This window comes from Micromonospora sp. KC721 (assembly GCF_004348355.1).
Taxonomy (GTDB): Bacteria; Actinomycetota; Actinomycetes; order Mycobacteriales; family Micromonosporaceae; genus Micromonospora.
The window spans coordinates 24,923-44,213 of the sequence record NZ_SMJY01000006.1 but is presented as its reverse complement, the minus strand read 5'-3'; the positions used below and the strand labels follow the sequence as shown (position 1 = coordinate 44,213).

16 protein-coding genes are annotated in these 19,291 nt (G+C 70.4%); 7 read left to right on the top strand and 9 right to left on the bottom strand.

The features are described 5' to 3' along the window. Positions 1-78: 78 nt before the first annotated feature. Both E1182_RS02205 and E1182_RS02200 read left to right on the top strand, forming a co-directional pair. The gene (locus E1182_RS02205) at positions 79-1,473 is read left to right on the top strand and encodes an MFS transporter (RefSeq protein WP_132260925.1); all 1,395 of its coding nucleotides are present in this window, start codon (positions 79-81) and stop codon (positions 1,471-1,473) included. Beyond that, positions 1,473-2,222 (top strand): sugar phosphate isomerase/epimerase, encoded by a 750-nt coding sequence (locus E1182_RS02200; protein WP_132260924.1) that lies wholly within the window; start codon positions 1,473-1,475, stop codon positions 2,220-2,222. Before E1182_RS02205 ends, E1182_RS02200 begins: the two co-directional genes overlap by 1 nt. Before the next feature lie 350 nt (positions 2,223-2,572). Here the strand turns inward: E1182_RS02200 and E1182_RS02195 are convergent, their stop codons facing one another. Then, positions 2,573-2,848: a hypothetical protein gene (locus E1182_RS02195; protein ID WP_243705980.1), complete on the bottom strand. Its 276-nt coding sequence runs from the start codon at positions 2,846-2,848 to the stop codon at positions 2,573-2,575. 101 nt (positions 2,849-2,949) lie between these two features. On the opposite strand from E1182_RS02195, the gene xylA reads away from it, so the two are divergent. Together xylA and xylB are read left to right on the top strand one after the other, a co-directional pair. Continuing rightward, positions 2,950-4,134 (top strand): xylose isomerase, encoded by a 1,185-nt coding sequence (gene xylA / locus E1182_RS02190; RefSeq protein WP_132260923.1) that lies wholly within the window; start codon positions 2,950-2,952, stop codon positions 4,132-4,134. 2 nt (positions 4,135-4,136) lie between these two features. Continuing rightward, on the top strand, positions 4,137-5,537 hold the full coding sequence (xylB, locus tag E1182_RS02185) for a xylulokinase (RefSeq protein WP_132260922.1): 1,401 nt from the start codon (positions 4,137-4,139) through the stop codon (positions 5,535-5,537). A 212-nt stretch (positions 5,538-5,749) separates the two neighbouring features. Here xylB and E1182_RS02180 read toward each other — a convergent pair whose 3' ends face one another. After that, positions 5,750-6,778, bottom strand: a complete 1,029-nt coding sequence (locus E1182_RS02180; RefSeq protein WP_132260921.1) for a Gfo/Idh/MocA family protein — start codon at positions 6,776-6,778, stop codon at positions 5,750-5,752. Between the two features lie 291 nt (positions 6,779-7,069). Further along, entirely contained in the window at positions 7,070-7,807 is a 738-nt protein-coding gene (locus tag E1182_RS02175) for an NADPH-dependent F420 reductase (RefSeq protein WP_256370795.1), read from the bottom strand. Positions 7,808-7,828: 21 nt separating this feature from the next. On the opposite strand from E1182_RS02175, the gene E1182_RS02170 reads away from it, so the two are divergent. From E1182_RS02170 to E1182_RS02160, 3 genes are all read left to right on the top strand, one after another. Then, positions 7,829-8,239: a helix-turn-helix domain-containing protein gene (locus E1182_RS02170; RefSeq protein WP_132260919.1), complete on the top strand. Its 411-nt coding sequence runs from the start codon at positions 7,829-7,831 to the stop codon at positions 8,237-8,239. A gap of 243 nt (positions 8,240-8,482) precedes the next feature. Further along, on the top strand, positions 8,483-10,075 hold the full coding sequence (locus E1182_RS02165; protein WP_132260918.1) for a DUF885 domain-containing protein: 1,593 nt from the start codon (positions 8,483-8,485) through the stop codon (positions 10,073-10,075). Between the two features lie 164 nt (positions 10,076-10,239). After that, positions 10,240-11,283, top strand: a complete 1,044-nt coding sequence (locus E1182_RS02160; RefSeq protein WP_132260917.1) for a LysR family transcriptional regulator — start codon at positions 10,240-10,242, stop codon at positions 11,281-11,283. Positions 11,284-11,333: 50 nt separating this feature from the next. Here the strand turns inward: E1182_RS02160 and E1182_RS02155 are convergent, their stop codons facing one another. The 6 genes from E1182_RS02155 to E1182_RS02130 all read right to left on the bottom strand — a co-directional run bounded on the left by E1182_RS02155 (position 11,334) and on the right by E1182_RS02130 (position 19,052). Continuing rightward, positions 11,334-12,725, bottom strand: a complete 1,392-nt coding sequence (locus E1182_RS02155) for a nickel/cobalt transporter (RefSeq protein ID WP_132260916.1) — start codon at positions 12,723-12,725, stop codon at positions 11,334-11,336. Further along, on the bottom strand, positions 12,725-13,966 hold the full coding sequence (locus E1182_RS02150; RefSeq protein WP_132260915.1) for a DUF3500 domain-containing protein: 1,242 nt from the start codon (positions 13,964-13,966) through the stop codon (positions 12,725-12,727). Before E1182_RS02150 ends, E1182_RS02155 begins: the two co-directional genes overlap by 1 nt. 37 nt (positions 13,967-14,003) lie before the next feature. Beyond that, positions 14,004-14,411 (bottom strand): DoxX family protein, encoded by a 408-nt coding sequence (locus E1182_RS02145; protein WP_132260914.1) that lies wholly within the window; start codon positions 14,409-14,411, stop codon positions 14,004-14,006. Positions 14,412-15,429: 1,018 nt separating this feature from the next. Further along, the gene (locus E1182_RS02140; protein WP_132260913.1) at positions 15,430-16,437 is read right to left on the bottom strand and encodes a CU044_5270 family protein; all 1,008 of its coding nucleotides are present in this window, start codon (positions 16,435-16,437) and stop codon (positions 15,430-15,432) included. After that, positions 16,437-17,021, bottom strand: coding sequence for an RNA polymerase sigma factor (locus E1182_RS02135; protein WP_132260912.1), 585 nt, complete (start codon positions 17,019-17,021; stop codon positions 16,437-16,439). The genes E1182_RS02140 and E1182_RS02135 overlap by 1 nt, the downstream gene beginning before the upstream one ends. A 75-nt stretch (positions 17,022-17,096) precedes the next feature. Further along, positions 17,097-19,052 carry a hypothetical protein gene (locus E1182_RS02130; RefSeq protein ID WP_132260911.1) on the bottom strand — a complete coding sequence of 652 codons (1,956 nt, stop codon included), beginning with the start codon at positions 19,050-19,052 and terminating at the stop codon, positions 17,097-17,099. Positions 19,053-19,291 lie beyond the last annotated feature (239 nt).

The following is a 19,291-nucleotide window of genomic DNA, read 5'->3' as shown; positions in this document are numbered from 1 at the left end:
CGACCCGGCCGTCAGGCCGGCCCCTCAGCACCGCCTCGGGCCGCTTGGGCGGTCCTGTTCACGGTGTTGGGCGCGGCGATGATGGACCTGCTGGACGCCACGGCGATGAACGTCGCCGCCCCGGCGATCCGGAACGATCTCGGCGCGTCCGACGCGCAGTTCCAGTGGATCAGCATCGGCTACCTGTTGACGTTCGCGGTGCTGCTGCTCGCCGGCGGCCGTCTCGGTGACATCGTCGGTCGCCGCCGGATGTTCCTCATCGGCCTCGCCGGGTTCACGCTCACGTCGGCGGCGTGCGCGGTGGCGCAGACCCCGGTCCAGCTGATCGTCGCGCGGCTGCTGCAGGGCGGTGCCGCGGCGATGATGATCCCGCAGTGCGTCAGCATGATCCGCGAGAGCTTCGGCCAGGAGCACAGCGCGAAGGCGTTCGCCATCTTCGGGCCCTTCATGAGCCTCTCCTCCGCCGCCGGCCCGATCCTGGGTGGCACGCTGATCACCTACGCGTCGTGGCGCTGGGTGTTCATCATCAACATCCCGGCGTGCCTCATCGTGTACCTCTTCGCCCTCCGTACGCTGCCCGCCGGGCACCGGCCCGACAACCGGCCGAAGCTCGACGGCATCGGCATGATCCTGTGCTCGGTCGCCGTCGGGCTGTTCGTCTATCCGGTCATTCAGGGCCGTGAGCACCAGTGGGCCTGGTGGACCCAGGCGATGATGATCTCCTCGGTGCTGGTTCTCGCGCTCTTCGCGCTCCATGCCCGGACCCGGCACCGGCGGAGGCTGGACGCGTTCATCGAGACGAGCCTGTTCCGCAAACGGTCCTTCACCGGCGGCGCGGTGGTCGTCTTCCTGTTCTTCGGCGCCTGTTCGGGAGCCTTCATCATCTACCCCGTACTGGTCCAGCTGTACGTCGGCTGGTCGCCGATGCGCAGCGGACTGACCGGCACCTGGTGGCCGGTGGGCACGATCGCCGCGATGGGCATCGGGCAGCTGCTCGCGAGGCGGAGCCCGCGTCTGGTGCTCCAGGCCGGAATCCTGGCCCAGGCCGTGGGCATGGGTCTCGCTGCGGTGACCGTGGCGAGCAATGCCCGCACCACCACCCGCCAGGGTCCGGACGGCCTGCTGTTCGACACCGGCCTGACCAGCTTCAACCTGGCCCCCGCGCTGCTCATCGCCGGCGTCGGCACCGGCCTGTTCTTCGGGCAGTTCCTGAATCTTGTCCTGTCCCGGGTCGACGACCGCGAGCTCGGGTCGGCCACCGGCGCCGTCAACGCCCTCCAGCAGTTGGGCGGCGCGGTGGCGGCGGCGATCTTCTCGACGGTGATCTTCGACCAGATCGGCCGGGGCGCGTCGCCGTTCGCCGCGAGCGAGCTGGCCTATTGGCTGTGCGCCGCCCTGCTGGTGGTGACGTGGGTCTCGTCCTTCGCGCTTCCGAACATCCCCCCGACAGCAACCGGGAAAGGCACTGACTGATGTCGAGCTCTCCGGCGGTCAACCTGTGGACCATCCGTGACGCGCTGGCGGCCGACCGCCGCGCCGCTCTGCACCGCCTAGCCGACCTCGGATACCGCGGCGTCGAGCCGTTCGAAGCCCTCGACGACCCGGCCGGCCTGCGCGCGACAGCCGAGGACCTCGGCCTCGCCATCTGCAGCGCCCACTCGCACCGATTCTTCAGCGCCGACCGCGACAGGGCTCTCGAGGCCGTGGCCACCCTCGGCACCGACCTGGCGATCGTGGGAACCGGCCTCCCCGACGACGCCTTCACCAGTCGGGGGGCGCTGGCCCGCACCGCCGACTCGCTGAACGCCCTCGCCGACCGGGCAGCCAGGTACGGCCTGCGGATCGGCTACCACAACTACTGGTCCGAGTTCGCATCCGAGATCGACGGCCGGCACGCCCTGGAGGTCCTGGCCGACCTCCTGAGCCCGGAGGTCTTCTTCGAGATCGACTGCTACTGGGCGGCCCTCGGTGGCGCCGACGTGCCCGCCGTCATCGATCGGCTCGGCGAGCGGGTGCCGGCCCTGCACCTGAAGGACGGCCCGATCACCGAGGGCGCCCCGCACGTCGCCCTCGGGCGAGGCGCGATGCCGACGGCGCGGATCCTGGCCGCCGCCCCGGCCGGCGCGCTGCACATCGTCGAGCTTCAGACCAGCGACGGCGATGTCTTCGCGGCGCTCGCGGAGAGCCGTGCGTACCTGAGCTCGTCCGCGGCCCGGCTCTGACAGGCGTCACCCGGTGCCGGGCCTGTGCCGCCCCCGCACCGCCAGGGTCGTCGTCCGCAGCCGGTGCGCGTCTGCAGGGCAAGGGTGCGCGTCTGCAGGGCAAGAAGGTCTGCCGGGCCTCCCCGCTCAGGTCGGTCAGGTCGGCGGGCCGGGCCCCGGTTCGGCATCGTCAACCCGGCCCGGCCGCGTCCGGCGGTGTTCGGGGCGGGCTAGGGTGCCGGGCAGCACCGGGATCAGCCTGCTCACCGACGGCAAGAGCGACAACACCGGCGGGACGGCGGGTGTCTCCTTCGCGCCGCTGTTCCGGGTCCGGTCGGCCGTGCGCCAGGCCGCGATGCCCGCGTACGCCCTCAGCCCACCCGCCGCAGCCAGGACGCCGGATCGTCGCGCACCTCCCGTACCACCGCGACCGCCGCCCCCTGCACCGCGGCGTTCGTTCCCCACCGTGCTGCCCGCAGCGTGACCGGCGCGAGCCCCGCGGTCAGCACCCGGTGCCGCAGCTCGGCCTCAACGTCCAGCAGGTTGACCACCGCGGACAGCGCGATGCCCGGCACGGCGGCGGCCCGGGGCTCGTCGGCGGCGAGCGCCTCCTGACCGGCGTACTGCTCCAGGCAGCGACGGGGCACTCGAGGAGGAGGTCAGTCGAGCCGTCACGGCTTGACAACGCCACACCCCCGCCAAATAATTCAACGAACAAACAAATCCAACGCGTTACCCGGAGGTAAGCGTGTCTGTGCAGCCCACACGTGATGACAAGTTCTCCTTCGGTCTCTGGACCGTCGGCTGGCAGGCGCGCGACCCGTTCGGTGAGGCCACCCGTCCCGCGCTCGACCCGATCGAGACCGTGTACAAGCTCGCCGAGCTCGGGGCGTACGGTGTCGGGTTCCACGACGACGACCTGGTGCCGTTCGGCGCCGACGCCGCGACCCGGGACGGCATCATCGCCAAGTTCAAGAAGGCGCTCGACGAGACCGGCCTGATCGTCCCGTCGGTGACCACCAACCTGTTCAACCACCCGGTGTTCAAGGACGGCGGCTTTACCAGCAACGACCGCAGCGTCCGGCGCTACGCGCTGCGCAAGGTGCTGCGCCAGATGGACCTCGGCGCCGAGTTGGGCTCCAAGATCCTGGTGCTGTGGGGCGGCCGCGAGGGCTCGGAGTACGACTCGGCGAAGGACGTCCGGGCCGCCCTCGACCGCTACCGCGAGGCCCTCAACCTCCTCGCGCAGTACTCGGAGGACCGCGGCTACGGCTTCCGCTTCGCCATCGAGCCGAAGCCGAACGAGCCCCGCGGCGACATCCTGCTCCCGACCGCCGGCCACGCCATCGCCTTCATTCAGGAACTGGAGCGGCCCGAGCTGTTCGGCATCAACCCCGAGGTCGGCCACGAACAGATGTCGAACCTCAACTTCACGCACGGCATCGCCCAGGCGCTGTGGCACAACAAGCTCTTCCACATCGACCTGAACGGCCAGCACGGCCCGAAGTACGACCAGGACCTGGTCTTCGGCCACGGCGACCTGCTCAACGCGTTCTCCACGGTCGACCTGCTGGAAAACGGGCTGGACGGCGGCATCGTCTACGACGGCCCGCGCCACTTCGACTACAAGCCGTCGCGCACCGAGGACCTCGACGGCGTCTGGGAGTCGGTGAAGGCGAACATGCGGGTGTACCTGCTGCTCAAGGAGCGGGCCAAGGCGTTCCGGGCCGACCCGGAGGTGCAGGAGGCGCTGGCCGCGGCCAAGGTCGGCCAGCTGTCCACCCCCACCCTGAGCCCGGGCGAGTCGTACACCGACCTGCTCGCCGACCGCAGCGCGTTCGAGGACTTCGACGCCGACGCCGCGGGCGCTCAGGGCTACGGGTTCGTCAAGCTCAACCAGCTCGCCATCGAGCACGTCCTCGGGGCCCGCTGACCATGGCGCTGGTTGCCGGGATTGACAGCTCGACCCAGTCGTGCAAGGTCGTGATCCGCGACGCCGAGACCGGGAAGCTGGTCCGGCAGGGGCGGGCGAGCCATCCGGACGGCACCGAGGTGCACCCGGACGCCTGGTGGGCCGCGCTCCAGCAGGCGATCGAGGAGGCCGGCGGCCTGGACGACGTGGCCGCCGCCTCGGTGGCCGGCCAGCAACACGGCATGGTCGTGCTGGACGAGAACGGTGACGTGGTCCGCCCGGCGCTGCTGTGGAACGACACCCGCAGCGCCGGCGCGGCCGCCGACCTGATCCAGGAGCTGGGCGGCGGGGACAAGTGGGCGGAAGCGGTCGGCATCGTGCCGGTCGCCAGCTTCACGCTGACCAAGCTGCGCTGGCTGGCCCGCAACGAGCCGTCGAACGCGGCCCGGGTCGCCGCGGTCTGCCTGCCGCACGACTGGCTGACCTGGAAGCTGTCCGGATCCACCGATATCGCGGACATCAAGACCGACCGGAGCGATGCCAGCGGCACACTCTACTGGTCCGCCAGGACCAACGAGTATCGCCCCGACCTGCTGGAGCTCGGTTTCGGCCGAGCCCTGAGAACGCCCGATGTGCTCGGTCCGACGGGCATCGCCGGGCACCTGCCCAACGGCGCCCCGCTCGGTCCGGGAGCCGGGGACAACGCGGCCGCCGCCCTCGGGACCGGCGCGCTGCCCGGCGACGTGATCGTCTCGATCGGCACGTCTGGCACGGTCTTCGTCTCGTCCGACGCGGCGCCGGTCGACCCGAGCGGCACGGTGGCCGGGTTCGCCGACACCACCGGCCGGTTCCTGCCGATCGTGGTCACCCTCAACGCCGCCCGGGTCCTGGACGCGGCCGCCAAACTGCTCGGCGTCTCGCACGACGAGCTGTCCCGGCTCGCACTGACCGCGCCGGCCGGTGCGGACGGCCTGGTCCTGGTGCCGTACCTGGAAGGTGAGCGGACCCCGAACCGGCCGGATGCCACCGGCGCGATCCACGGGCTGACCCTGAAGACGTCCGACCCGGCGCACCTGGCCCGGGCCGCCATCGAGGGCATGCTGTGTGCGCTGGCCGACGGTCTGGACGCGCTGGTCGGCCAGGGTGCCCAGGCCAACCGGATCGTCCTGGTCGGCGGCGGGGCGAAGAGCGAGGCGGTCCGCCGTATCGCTCCCGCGCTGTTCGGCAAGCCGGTGCTGGTCCCGCCGCCCGGGGAGTACGTCGCCGACGGCGCGGCCCGGCAGGCCGCCTGGGTCACTGCCGGCGGCGACACCCCGCCGGCCTGGTCCGCGGAGACCCCGGCGGTCTACGAGGACGACCCGGTTCCGTTGATCCGCGAGCAGTACGCGGCCGCCCAGCACGCCGTGCTGGACCGGACCCGCTGACCGCACCGCCTCAACTGGCGCTGAGCGTGGTCATTCGTGCTCTCATGACCACGCTCAGCGCCCAGCCAGGGACCCGCCGGCCGGAGCACCGCCGACTTCCCACTCCGAAGTGGACCGAATTCCGGTAGCATGGCCCGTCCTGGCCGGCGGCGCGGCAAGGTCGCCGCCCGGCTGCAGCCGTTCCCGGCCGCCGCAGCCTTCGCCTGCCTGGTCTACCTGGTGGTTCGTCCGCTGTTCGGCTGACCGCTCCGGGGCGGCTGGTAGCGGACACCGATCTGCTCGCGGATCGCATCCAGCAAACCCATGATTTCCAGCGTCGTGGCCTGCGGCATCAGCGGGCTCTCCACCTCGCCCGCGGCCAGGCAGCGCTGCACCTCTTCGGCCTCGAACTGAAAGCCCTTGCCGGGGAAGTCCAGGTCGAAGACCTCGGTGTCGGCACCACGGTGCAGCGTGAACGTCCGTGGCATGAAGAAGGCCGGCGGCAGTTGGATCCGGCCGGTGGTGCCGGTGATCGTCGCCGCGTTGCCGGTCGCGGCGACCAGACTGCACGACAGCGCGGCCACCGCACCGGATGGGTAGCCGAGCAGCAGGCCGGTGTTCTGGTCGACACCCTCGGGTGACAGATGCGCCCACGCCTGCACGGACGCTGGCGTGCCCAGGATCAGGTGGGCCAGGTTGATCGGGTAGACGCCGAGGTCCAGTAGCGCGCCGCCACCGAGCGCCGGGTCCATCAGCCGGTGCGTGGCCGGGAACGGTCCCTGCAGTCCGAGATCCGCGTGCACTGCGGTCACCTCGCCGATGGCACCGTCCGCGACCAGGGCAGCAATGCGCCGGATGACCGGGTTGCAGCGCATCCACATGGCTTCCATCAGGAAGAGGCCGCGCGACCGGGCCTGCTCCACCAGCGTCGCCGACGACGGCCGGTCCAGCGTCATCGGCTTCTCGCAGAGCACGTGCTTGCCGCCGGCGATGCAAACCGCGGCGGCCGCCTGGTGGAACGCGTGCGGCGTGGCCACGTAGATCACGTCGACCTCGTCGTCCGCGGCCAGGTCGGCCCAGGAGCCGTGGGCGCGGGCGAATCCGTGCCGTGCGGCGAATGTGGTCGCGGCCTCGGCGGTCCGCGATCCGACGGCGGCGAGCACGGCGCCCTCGACCAGCTTCAGGTCGGAGGCGAACGTGGCGGCGATGCCGCCGGTGCCGAGGATTCCCCACCGGACCGGCCGCGGAACTGACTGCGTCATGATTGCCACCGTATCGCTCCGGGCAACGGTGCCGACGCCACCCGATGCGCCGTTGATGAGCACCCGGCGCCTGGGCCGGATCCGACCCTGTCGCGCAGACCCGGCGATGCCCTCAACGCGCCACCGGGGTGGCGGCCGCCGCCTCGAAGGTGAGGTTGGACGGCTTGGCCACCAACGCGTCGGCCGGTGCGCTGACGTACTCGGCGAAGGCGCCTCGCCGCAGATTTGCGGGGACCCGATTCGGGCTGAGCCCGGGTCCCCGCTTCCGTGGATCCGCTGTACTCGACAAACTCAGCTATGCGGCGCCTCTGCCAGGGAGGGGAACGCCGCGCGCGGCTGCTGGCCCGCCCACCACAGCCCGATCGCAAGCGCCGCTGTCGCCTCCAGGTACGCCGCCCGCGCCAGCCCGCCGCACGGCGCAGGAGTGCAGCCCAGGGAGCTGATGAGGTTCTCCGTCGCCGCTGCTGCCTCGGCCTGGTCGGCGCAGTAGGGCACGGCCAGCGGTATGCCTTCGAAGGTCGGCGGACGCAGTGTCCAGATGCTCACGTGGCAGAGGTTAAACGCCTTGACCACGTGCGCGTCGGGTGCGGCAGTTGCCAGTTGCCGCGCCATAGACATGGTGCCACCAGTGTTGAGCATCAACCCGTCGCTGGTGGGTACGACGGGGTTGGTGCAGTCGATGACTGTCCGGCCGGCGAGATTCCCGGCGAGGCCGTCCACCAGTTGCGGCGCCTCTGCCGCCGGGACAGCGACGAGGATGACGTCGCCGTGGCCCGCCGCGTCCGCGAGGCTGCCATACCCGGCGGCGCCGATTCTTCCGGCGGTCTGCTTCGCCCTCCCCTGATTCCGGCCGCCGATCACCACGTCGTGCCCGGCCGTAGTCCACGCGCCGCCGAGTGCCGCCGCCATACCGCCCGTGCCGAGTATGCCGATTTTCATCCGCCTGCTCCGTTCCTCGCTCTGCGGCGGCTCGGTACCGACCGCCGGGCAGGACGATAAGCAGGTCGATGCACACCGAACGGTGTGCAATACACCGGGCAGGATGGACGCATGGGTAATCCCGCTGCCCCGCTCGACGACTACACCTCCGACTGCCGGGCCCGCGTGGCATTCGAGGTGCTCGCCAACCGCTGGGACAGCGTCGTGATCTTCACAATCGCCGTGGACGGTCCGATGCGGCCGGCAGCGCTCCTCACCCGGATCGGAGGGATCAGCCCCAAGGTACTCAACGACGCCTTGCGCCGGCTGGAGTACAACGGCCTGGTGGAGCGCCGGCCGTTCCCGGAAGTGCCACCGCGCGTGGACTACGCGCTCACCGAAGCAGGCACCGCGCTGCTGGAGCCGATGCAGGCGATGGGTGCCTGGGCCATCCGGTACGCGGATGCGGTCCTTGACGCTCAGGAGCGGTTCGAGGCGCGGAAGACGTCCTTCCGGCCCGGATCCGCTCGGCGTCGCCGCTGAACGCATCCCAGCCTGCCACCAAAGAGCCCCGAGGTGGCAGCCACGGTGCAGACGCCCGAGCGCACACCTTCTCGTTCGCTGCCGGCACGCCCGACTCGGCACGAGCGGGCGCAGAAGGCCACCGCACGCCCGTCACACGCTGCCTCGAATCACCAATGTTGGCGGACCAAGTTGTCAACCACTTGCCACTGCATTGATGCAGGCCAGTACGCGCCAAGCAGGGCGGGCATTAGCATCGCCTCCGTGATCGATGACTTCGCCAGCCGGCTTCTGCGCGACGTGGCCCGCCTCGACCCTTGCGCGGCAGTGGTCGTCGGCGAGGATGAGGTCGACGGGCTCACCGACTACAGTCCCGACGGCCACCAGGCCCGCGCCGATCTCGCTGCCCGCGCCCTGCGCGAGCTCGAGACCGTGCACGGGGCGCTGCACGCTCACCTCGCCGAACGGCTGCGCGCCCGCATCGCCTTACACGATGCCGGGGAGGATCTGCGCGAACTGCATGCGGCGGCCACCGGCCCGCTTCAGCTCATCCGCCAGTCCGTCGAGGCGGCGGTGCCCGGCCGCGAAACCGAGGGCGCAGCTTACGAGGATGGCTGGGCCCGTGTCGCCGCGCGCCAGGCCGCGATCCCCGCGGCCTTGGACGGGTATGCCCGCAGCCTCCTGCTCGCCGCCGAGCGTGGTCACCTGCCGACGCGGCGCCAAGTGGAGCTCGTGACGCAGCGCTGCCGCGATTGGGTCGACGATGACATCGCCCTGGCGAAGCGCTACGGCGATGGGCGGCAGCGAGCGTCGCTGCAGGCGGCGGCGTGCAGCGCGCGAGAGGCGTACCAGAGACTGGCCGTGATGCTGACCGCAGACCTGGCACCGCAGGCGCGCAGTGAGGAGGCTTTCGGGCCGCATCGGTACGCACTATGGGTGCGAGCCTTCCTCGGCATCGAGCCGGACCTGCGTGAACTTTACGACTGGGGCTGGGACGAGTTCACCGCGATCGAGGCGGACCTGGTCACGGAGGCGAAGGCCTTGGGCGGGAGCGTGCCCGAGGTGATCGATCGGCTCGACAGGCCCGACGCGCCGGGCACCCTGCATAGCCGGGCCGCGTTCGGTGCGTGGCTGCAGGAGTTGCTGGAGGCCACCACCGAGCAGTTGCACGGCGTGCACTTCGACATCCCCGCGCCACTGCGGCGCATCGAGTCCCGGGTGACCGTGTCGGCCGGCACCGGCTACACCGGGCCGTCGCAGGACCTGACGCGGCCAGGCCGTGTCTGGTGGTTTCTTCCCGAGGACCAGGCGAGCTTCCCCACCTGGTTCGCCTACAGCACCGCGTACCACGAGGGCGTTCCCGGCCACCACCTCCAGATCGGCTACGAGGCCTGCCAGGGCGGCCTTGGGCAACGGCTGAACCTGCTCGGCGGGCTCTCCGGCTGCCAAGAGGGCTGGGCCTTGTACGCCGAGCGGTTCATGGACGAACTCGGGCGCTACGAGCAGCCGGGTGCACGCTTGGGGTACCTGTTCATGCAGCTGCTGCGGGCGGCGCGGGTCGTGCTCGACATCGGCCTGCACCTACGGCTGCCGGTGCCGTCCGGTGACGGCACATCGTGGACGCCCGATGCCGCGCTACAGCTACTGCGGGACCGTTGTCATCAAGGGCCGTACGCATCCATGGAACTCGCGCGTTATCTGGGCAGGCCAGGGCAGGCGCTGACCTACAAGGTAGGTGAACGGGTATGGCTGGCAGGCTGCTCATCCTTCCGCGGCGACCGGCGAGCATTTCACCGTCGGGCGCTGGAACTCGGCTCGCTGGGACTGGACCAGCTGAGGGCAGCGCTGACCGGATGACCACGGGTCACTCATGCATGACGGTGAAGCAGGCCACGTCCCGTGACCCTTCGGATATTGAGGCCACCCCGTAGCTCGGTCGGAAATCCTGCCGGCAGGAAGCCCGGATAGTCGACGGCAGAGGCGAACTAGAACCCTGCTCTACCCGGTCAAGGTCCGAGCCGGTGAGCTGTGTGATCGACCAACATCGAAGTATCACGAATCTGCGCCTTCGTCACAGCCCGACGCACTTGCCCGCCGATATGCCGACCCGCGCGATCGAGCGCCGACGCGAGGATCACATGCATACTATGCGCGTGAAGCATAGCCACCTCGGCTTGTGGCAGGAACTGCGCGCCTTGGCCGTGCTGCTCGAGGAGCGGCACGTGTCCCGAGCCGCCGTACGGTTCCACCTGAGCCAGTCGTCGATGAGCCGCACCCTGCAACGGTTGCGGGTGCTATTCGGCGACGAACTCCTGGTGCGGTCCGGCGGCGACTACGAGCTGACGCCGCGGGCGCGAGAGATGCGGCATGAGCTGGGGCTCCTGCTGCCGCGCCTGGAGAACCTCGTCGCCGGACGCGGCTTCGACCCGGCCACGGCCACCGGCGTCATGCGCATCGTCGGCACCGACTACACCACCGCGACCCTGGGACCGCACCTGCTGCCCCGGCTCTACACGGCCGCACCCAACCTCGAGATCCGCATCGAGCCACGGGATCAGAACAGCTACCCGGACCTCGAACGCGGCCGTGCCGAACTCGCCCTGTCGGTGCTCCACCCGGCGGCCCCGCTGCGCTGGCAGCAACTTTTCACCGACGACCTCGTCTGTGTGGTGGACCGCGACCATCCTGTCCAGGATCGTTTCTCGCTGTCCGACTACCTAGACGCCCGCCACGTGGTCATCACGCTGATCTCGAACGAGCAGCCGATGATCGAGCGGTGGCTGCAGAACCACGGCCGCAGCCGGACAGCCGCGCTGCGGGTGACATTCTTCAGCGCGGCGATCACCGCGACGCCCGGCACGTCCCTCGTGGCGACAGTTCCTCGCCGACTGGCGGAGGTGCAGGTGACAGATCCGCGGCTGCGGCTGGTCGAAGCGCCGGAAGAGTTCGATGCCTTCCCGTACGGAATGATCTGGCATCCGCGCCTCGATACCGACCCGGCGCACCAGTGGCTACGCGAGATGGTCCGCGAAGCGGCCACGGAGATGACTTCTTCCCGCCCCTGACGCCCTTCAGGCGTCCACCGCTGCGAGGTGCCGTTTCCGACCAAGGGCGGTCAGGCCAGAGGCGGGACACCGGCGTCGAACGCGCGGAGGAGCAGTCCGATACCGAGCCCGGTGACCACGACAGCGCTGACCAGAGGAAGGGCATGTGTCCAGCGGTTGCCGATGTGTTCGAAGCGGCCGATCAGCCGACGGGATCGGACCAACATGATGCCGAGGCCCATCAGAACCGCCGCGAGGCCGAGGCTGAAGGAGAAGATCAGGCCGAGGCCGAGAACGGTTCGGTTGACGCCGACGGCCAGGACCATGACGCCGAGTGCCTCGGGGCAGGGGATGAGTCCGCCGGAGACTCCCATGGCGACGAGGCCGCGCGCGGTGACCCCGCCAGCCGGCAGAGCGTGCGTGTGTGGCCGTCCGCCGTGGCTGTGCGTGTGGGGACCGGCGCCTGCGTGACCGTGACCGTGTGTCCGGTTCCTGATGCTGGACCAGCGCTGCTTGATGAGTATCAGTCCGATCGCGAGCACGAGCGCGCCGGAGACTGTTTCCAGGATGGGTACGAGGATCCCGGGCACGAGGAAGCGGCTCGCGAACAGGGCGACGAGGCCGATGCCGATGACCGACGCCGTGTGAGTGAAGGTGATGACGGCGCCGAGCGTCAACGCGTTACGGGTGGTGCCGCCGCTGCCGACGAGGTATGCCGCCATGAGGGTCTTGGCATGTCCGGGGGTCATGGCGTGCAGGGCGCCGAGGAGAGCAGCGAAGCCGAACGCCAGCAGCACCACGGTCAGCGAGAGCGTCGGTGACTCAAGGATGCCGAGCAGGCGGCCGGTCTGCTCGGCGGTGTGCGGGGAGCCGGTGGCAGCTATCGAGGAGGACGTCGCTGCGGCATCGATGCGGTAGGTGATGCGGCTCTGCTGCTGCGTCGCGTCGCGGTGCTGGGCGCCCAGCACGACCGGTCCGTCTTTGCCGACGGTCGCGTTGACCTGGTAGGCGGCGCCTTCCGGGGCGTGGTCGTTGCGGAAGAAGATCTCGTGCGTGCCCGCGGCGGACGGTGCGCCACGGGCCTCGGCGTGGAGGCGGATCGTGCCGTAGCCGGCCTGGATGGTCAGGTATGGCGGCACGTCCACCGTGGACAGCACGGCTCGCAGCGGCTGTCCATCGGCGCGAAGCTCAAGGAATCCCAGGATGCGTTCGCCATAGGCACGGGCTTCGAGGTCGGTGATCTGCTGATCAGCGTCGGGATCGAGGGCGGCGAGGGCGGCGGGTGCGACGAGTACGCCGGGGTAGATGGCGAGTTCGACGCCGATCGTGTGGGGCGCCGGGGCCAGATAAGCCACCTGCAGGTAGGCATCGAGCGGATGTGCTGCCGCCGGACCGGCCGGCAGCAGCACACCGGCGAGCGCGGTGACCGTGATGAGGGACAGGATCGCGCCGAGCCGCTTCATCAGCAGACCGTGCCACCGTAGTCGTTGGTGGGGTCGCGGTACATACCGTGGGTGTGATTCGCTGGGTTGCCATTGCCGCCGCCCAGGCTGTTCGGGGCGTACTCGATGACGACATGCGGACCGGTGATCCGGAAGTAAGCCGCGCTACCCGGTGTCGTCGGCCCGTACCAGGCGAAGTAGGTCTCGGCCAGGTCCTTCTTCAGCTGCTTACGGCGGACGGCGGCGGCCTGGTTGTGCGCCAGTCCGCTGTACTCGTCGATCAGTGTGAGAAACGTGGCGCGCTGGGCGGCGGTCATCGCCGAGCCCGGTAGCCCTTCCGGCGAGAGGGTACGGCAGTCCTGTCCGGGGCCCAGCACCACATCGATGTATGTGTCGCCGAGCACGGCCCTGCCCCTCGCGCTGCCATTCAGGAGATTGACCAGCGCGAACGCCTTGTCGGTGATGTCGCCGAGCGGACGGACGGTGGTGCCGTCGGAGGCGGTGTAGGTCCCCGGCTCGACGCCTAGGACGGTGGGGGTCAAGGACAGCTTGTCGCCCTCGATGGTGGCGTTGACCGTCAAATGGTGACCGCCGAACTGCCACTGCCACGGTTTGGTTGCCGATGGCTCCCCGATGATCGCAATCCAGAAGAACTGGCTGCCGAAGTCCAGCCCGGTCGTGTTGCCGACGGCCAGCACGTCGTCGGCGGCCCGCGCTGCCATCACGCGGCTGTAGCCCTCGGTGCTAAGCGTCGCCCGCATAACCGCCAGGAAGGCGCGGACCTTCTGCTCGTCAAGGTCTCGGACCATCAAGCCGGCACGCTGGAACAGCGGCGACGGCAGGTTGGACCACCGCTGCCGCTGCGCCGTGTCGCCACGTTCGAAAAGGACAGCGTCTCTCTCGGTGTCATCGAGGACGCGGAGGAACGCGTTCGCCGCCGCCACGATCCTCGCGGTGGCGGAGCCGGACGAACTCGACGTGGTCCGGGCATCATCCGGCGGCGTTGTGGCAGCCGCGCCGGACGTCAACCCGAGCACCAGCAGGCTGGCAGCGACCGCCGACCCGACGCGAAACATCGGTCCGTGACCGCCTGACGCCCGCGATGGCCGCGATGGCCGCGATGGCCGCGGGAGAGCCTTCATCGCTCCATCAACGTGCTTTCGGGGCCCATCTGGCAACTGCATCTTCGAAAATTCCTCATTCTGGTGGGCGCCGGCTCGGGCCGGGCACGGAATGGAATGTTGAGTCGGCTGCAGGAGCAAGGGGAACAGCGGCCAGTTGATACCGGCGCTGTCACCATCAGGCGGGAACCACCTCCGCCGACCGTCGGTGCCACAGCGCGTCGATCGACCACGGCCCCGCACCGAGCACTGCGACCGCCAGGAATGCCCACGCATACAGGGCCGCCTCCACGCCGCCGTTCTGCGTCGGGAACAGCGCCTGCGGCTGGTGCACCACGAAGTACGCGTACGCCATCGCTCCCGAGGCCAGTATCGCGGCCGGTCGGGTAGCGGCGCCGAGCAGGACGAGCGCGCCGCAGACCATTTCGATGAGACCTGCCCACCAACCGGGCCACTCGCCGAAGGGGACCGGTTCGGTGCGGCCCATGATGCCGAAGATCGCGCCCAGCCCATGGAAGCTAAACAGCAGTCCGATGACGATGCGGAAGACCGACAGGAACGGTCCGGTAATTCGCTGAGCGTTCATTCATGGCTCCCAATCAGATAGGCGTCGGAAACGACGAGGAGGAACTCCGCCCGAGCGGTCGGAGCATGGCCACCAATCTGGCATTCAGCGGGACCGACGACCAACGCAGGAAGTGGCTGTGCGGTATGCGCCCGCCGCATACCGATCTCGAAAGTCCAGGTTCGTCCACTGTGGGTCGGTGTGTCGCTGGTTTGTCGGGGTGTGGTGGGGTAGGTCCGGTCGGATGAGGTGTCCCGACGGAGGTGAGTTGTCCGCGCGGGGCGGGCGAGGCGGAAAGCGGTACGGCGGCAGGCGGTTGGGTGGTTCGCCCAGGATTGGCGGTACCGGAGCTCACGGCGCGGTGCGGGTGTCGCTGACGGCGGCGTACGGGTGGCGTAGGCGGTGGCGGGGCCGTGGCCGAGGGGCGATCCCGGAATCGAGATCACGAAATAGCCGCGCCTATCTCATCGATCTCGGGCCACGTCCTACGCCGTCTGCAACGATGGACTGACGTGGTCGATGTAATGGTCGACGATGTCGCTTAGAAACGCCGACCTGAAGCGGATAGGGTGACATCAGCTTCTCTGGTCGGCGGCAGTCGGCCACGACCTGCTGCGGCTCGGCGAGACAGTGCCAAGCCGGCACCCGTCGCACCTTCGCCGCTCGCGATGATGTCTAGCCGGGCCAGGACCTTGCGCAGCACCCGCCCGTCCGGGGCACCGGCCGGGTCGTCCACTACGGGGCCAGATCCCGAACGCCGACGGTCACGGTCGGATCGACCGGGTTCCGTTACGAGGGTGTCCTGACTGCCGTGATCCCGGCCTCGCGTAGGGCTCGGTGTAGCCGGTTCGCTGCGCCGGCTGCCGTGCCGGATCGTACTGAAGCGGTCCGCGACGCGATCGCAGCGCAGAGCGCGGCACGAATGAGAACACCAACGACCTCGGCCTCATCGCTGCCACTCTCGACAGCCGACCCCGCAAAACCTTGGGAATACGCCTGCTCCCATGGTCAGGAAACCCTGACCATGGGAGCGCCAGGGTCAGCTGGTCTGGCCGGGGGCATCCACTATCACGGCGGCGTTTCGCACCAGGAGGCGCTGGATGGTGCCCTTCTTGATCCGGCTGCTCCCGTCGAGCGCGTTGGTGGTGTGGTCGGCGATCGCCACCGCCCGCTCGCCGATCAGCCGGTACGTCTCCGGGTCGAGCAGCATCTCGTCCCGCAGCCAGCCGTCCTGCACGCGGGCGACCGCGATGGCCGGCCGGCCGTCGAGGTTGACCGCGTCGGGCACCAGCGTGACGCCGGAGAGCTTGCCCAGCGCGCGGAACAGCGCGGACTCAACGGCCGGCGGCAGCAGGTTGTCCCGCACGATGGCATTGATCGTGGCGAAGGCAATCCCGTCCTCGCCGTCGCGGGTGCCGCCGCCGATGCCGCCGACCTGGTCACGAACCCAGGCCAGCACCGCGTCCGGATCGGGGGGCAGGTTGGCGAGCGTCGCGTAGTCGAACCCGAAGCTCATCATGGCGCTGGGATGGGTGACGAGCTTGCCGTCCTTGTAGATGGCCACCTGCTTGCCGTCGATACTGCGCCACACCCGGCCGGTGTGGCTCTCGTAGGGACCGCTCTCGACGAACCCGCCCGGCCCCTTGCCGGACGTCGTTCGTGTCTCGAGGTACAACCACTGGTCCGACCGGGGCGTGGTGAAGCGCCGCTTGGCGGCCGCGTCCGCGGCGTACCCGAGGGCCTCCGCGGCGTTGGCCGGCTTGGCAGCCGGCAGCACCGGCAGCACCGGGCCCACCTGGCCGTCCCGGGTGACCGGGCCGGAAGTCTCCACCACCACCAGGCCGCCGACCGCGACCGCCGCCGCGACCGCCGGCACCGCGATCCGCCAGCCCAGGCGCGCCCATCGGGTACGCCGGGCGGTGCGCGCCGGCATGGCCGGCGCGGCTTGAGCCAGGGCGAGGAGCGCGTTGCGGGCCCGCGCCTCGCTATCCAGCTCGGGTACCGGGTCAGGGCCGCCCAACGCGCGCAGGATCTGCAGGTCGTCCACTATTCGTTCACCTCCGGGTCGAGGTTCAGGTTGGTCATGCCCAGGGCGGACCGCATCTGGGTACGGGCCCGGTGCAGTCGGGAACGGGCGGTCCCGGCTGGTATGTCCATGGCGGTGGCGGCGTCCTGGCAGCTCAGCCCGGCCCACGCCACCAGCAGCAGTACCTCCCGTTCGGGTGCGGGCAGCGCGGCCAGCGCCTGCGCCAGCCGGTCGCGCACCGCCGCCGCGTCGAGCCGGCCGGCGACCGCGTCGCCGTCCCACTCGACCACGCCGATGGCGCCGGTGCGGGCCAACGCGCGCAGGTGTCGGACCTCAGCCCGGGCGTGGCGGGCGATGAGGTTGGCCGCGATGCCGTACAGCCACGGCCCGGCGTCCGCGCGGGTACGGTCGTAGCCGTCCCGCCGGTCGAAGGCGATCAGGAACGTCTCCGCCGCGATGTCGTCGGCGAGGCCGGCACCAAGTCGCCGGGCGGCGTAGGCGTAGATCTTCCGGTAGTGCCGGTCGAACAGCGCGGCGAACGCCTCCGGGTGCCGCCGCGCCCGACCGATCACCTCCGCGTCCGACGCCTCAGTGAGCACCGACATGCCCGCCTCCCCCATCTCTCGCCGTGGCCTGCTGTCGGGGCTGTCGCCGATCACCCGCGGGTTGTTCGCGGGCCGTCACGCCGCGCGCAGCCGGTAGGCGCGCACGACAGTCTGGGTGACGGAGTTGCCTTCGCTGTCGGTTGCGGTGGCGCGCAGCGAGACGTAGCCCGGACCGGCCGGGTGGCGCAGCCAGGCGGTGCCGCCGGCTCCGGTGCGCCGCACCTCGACCCGGCTCCAGGTGGCACCGTCGTCGTACGACACGTCGACGCTCAGCTCCATCAGCGCGCCCGCCGCGGAACCCGGCTGCGGCGACACCACCACCGGCACCGGGTACGCCCGGCCACCCGGCGCCACGTTGCGGTCGTCCAGCACCGGCGTGAACCGCACCGCCGACAGCGGCAACGCCACCGGCGTATCCCCTCCGACGTGCGCGGAGCCGAACGTCCACGCAGTCGCAATCTCGGTGGACAGCGTCTGCGGCTGGCCCCGGGTGGCGGCGATCTCCAGCCGGTACCGGCGAGGCTCGGCGGGCACCGGGAAGTCGCCGAAGTGACGGTCCGACTCGCCGACCAGCTCGCCGTCCTGGTAGAGGCGCATCGAATAGGTGGCGTCCTCGGGGCCGTAGCCGTCCCGGCCGGCGGCATCCCCGTACCACGAGGGCGTGGCCATGATCAGGTCGGCGCTCCGGGTCACCCACAGCGTCGGATGCTCCCGCGGCGGGAAGACCGGGGCGAAGACGCCCTTGTTCCAGTCCTCCTGGTAGACGCGGCCCGGCCGGTACGCCACCGGCGCCGCGTGGTGCCACTGCAGCGTCGTCGGGTAGTCCTCGCCGGTTAGCTGCTCGCTGGCGAAGACCTCCCAGTGCACGCCGGCGTCGGTGTTGTAGTACTCGGTGGCGACGCGCGGGAGGGGGCCGGCCGCGCCGGGCTGAGCCCACCGCATGCCCCACGGTACGCCGGGGAGCTCGTAGTACGCGCCGACGAGCCCCGTGGTCCCGGCGGCGGTCTGGGCCTGTCGGGTCCGTACGGTAGCCAGCTCCCGGTGGGTCGGGTGGCGGTCGAGGCCCGTCCACATCCGCCCGTGCTGGTAGTAGGCCAGGTGGTACGCGTACGCGCTGTCGCCCTCGGCGGCCTGCCGCCACCCGGCGGCGACCAGCGCGGTGAACCTGTCGGCGGGCGCACCGACCTGGGCGGTGTACTGGCGTTCGGTGCTGCCGGCGATCAAGCCCCCGCCCACGGCCTCCCCGGCCACGTTCGTGCTGTACCCGATGACCGCGTCGCCCGGCACCGCATCCGGCGCCGGCACCGAGACCGACACCGGTTTGCCGAGCCGGGCGTCCATGACGACCGTCCGCGGACCGGTCAGCTCCACCACCGGCTGCACCAGCATGGTGCCGGCGAAGGGATCGTCCGCAGCGTGCGGGATGAACGTACCGAGCTGGTAGCGACCGCGCGGCAGCTGGACCGTGACGGTGCCGCCGGAGTCGTACAGCGCCTCGGTGCCGGACCCGTCCAGCGCGTGAGCGAAGCTGGTGTAGTCCGTCGCGGGCCGTCCGGTTCGGTCCAGGTAGCGAACCGTGAGCTCGTACGTCTCGGCATCCGGCATCGCGGCCGCCCGAGCCGGCTCGTCCAACCGGACCGTCGAGAGCCGGCCGGCGGCGAGGTCCCGCCAGAGCGCGGCGCGCCCCTCCGGACGTACCCGCCGCGCGTCGCCCGCCACGACCAGCGGCGGGTTGTCGCCCGCGCGGAGCAGGCGGGTGACGTCGAACAACCGGGGGTCCAGCCGGCCGCTGCCCAGCAGCGCCGCCGCGTCCGTCGGCACCACATGCAGGGCACCGCGCTCCCACCGGGTCAGGAAACTCGCCTTCTCGCGGCCCGGCGCCCGGTCGACCTCGAGGCGCCGGCTGTCACCGTGGACGATGATCCGGTCGCCGGTCAGGAGCGTCACGGTCTGTTCGCGCGCCGGCCGTGGGGCGGCGATCTTCGCGGTCGCTTCGCCGCTGCGTGCGGTCCAGGCAATCGTGGTACCCACCAGCGTGGCACCCGCCACGGCGGCCGCCACCCATCGTTGTGTCAACATGCTTGTCTTTGCCCGACAACCCACAAAGTGTTCGCTCCAAGGTGTTGCCGGATCCCGTAGCGACGAGGAGGTGAGCGCGATGGTGTTGCCTCCGTCTGTGCTCCCGACCCGTCTGGGCGACCGCTGAACCACGGAAGCACGCCGCTTCTCCGGTAGAGGATGTTCCCCGTGACCGACCTGGTCATCCGCCC

Coding starts and splice junctions, on each gene's coding strand:
- E1182_RS02180 (WP_132260921.1), bottom strand. CDS start 6,778: ATGACGCAGTCAGTTCCGCGGCCGGTCCGGTGGGGAATCCTCGGCACC.
- E1182_RS02205 (WP_132260925.1), top strand. CDS start 79: ATGATGGACCTGCTGGACGCCACGGCGATGAACGTCGCCGCCCCGGCG.
- E1182_RS02155 (WP_132260916.1), bottom strand. CDS start 12,725: ATGAAGCGGCTCGGCGCGATCCTGTCCCTCATCACGGTCACCGCGCTC.
- E1182_RS02145 (WP_132260914.1), bottom strand. CDS start 14,411: ATGAACGCTCAGCGAATTACCGGACCGTTCCTGTCGGTCTTCCGCATC.
- E1182_RS02200 (WP_132260924.1), top strand. CDS start 1,473: ATGTCGAGCTCTCCGGCGGTCAACCTGTGGACCATCCGTGACGCGCTG.
- xylB (WP_132260922.1), top strand. CDS start 4,137: ATGGCGCTGGTTGCCGGGATTGACAGCTCGACCCAGTCGTGCAAGGTC.
- E1182_RS02170 (WP_132260919.1), top strand. CDS start 7,829: ATGGGTAATCCCGCTGCCCCGCTCGACGACTACACCTCCGACTGCCGG.
- E1182_RS02135 (WP_132260912.1), bottom strand. CDS start 17,021: ATGTCGGTGCTCACTGAGGCGTCGGACGCGGAGGTGATCGGTCGGGCG.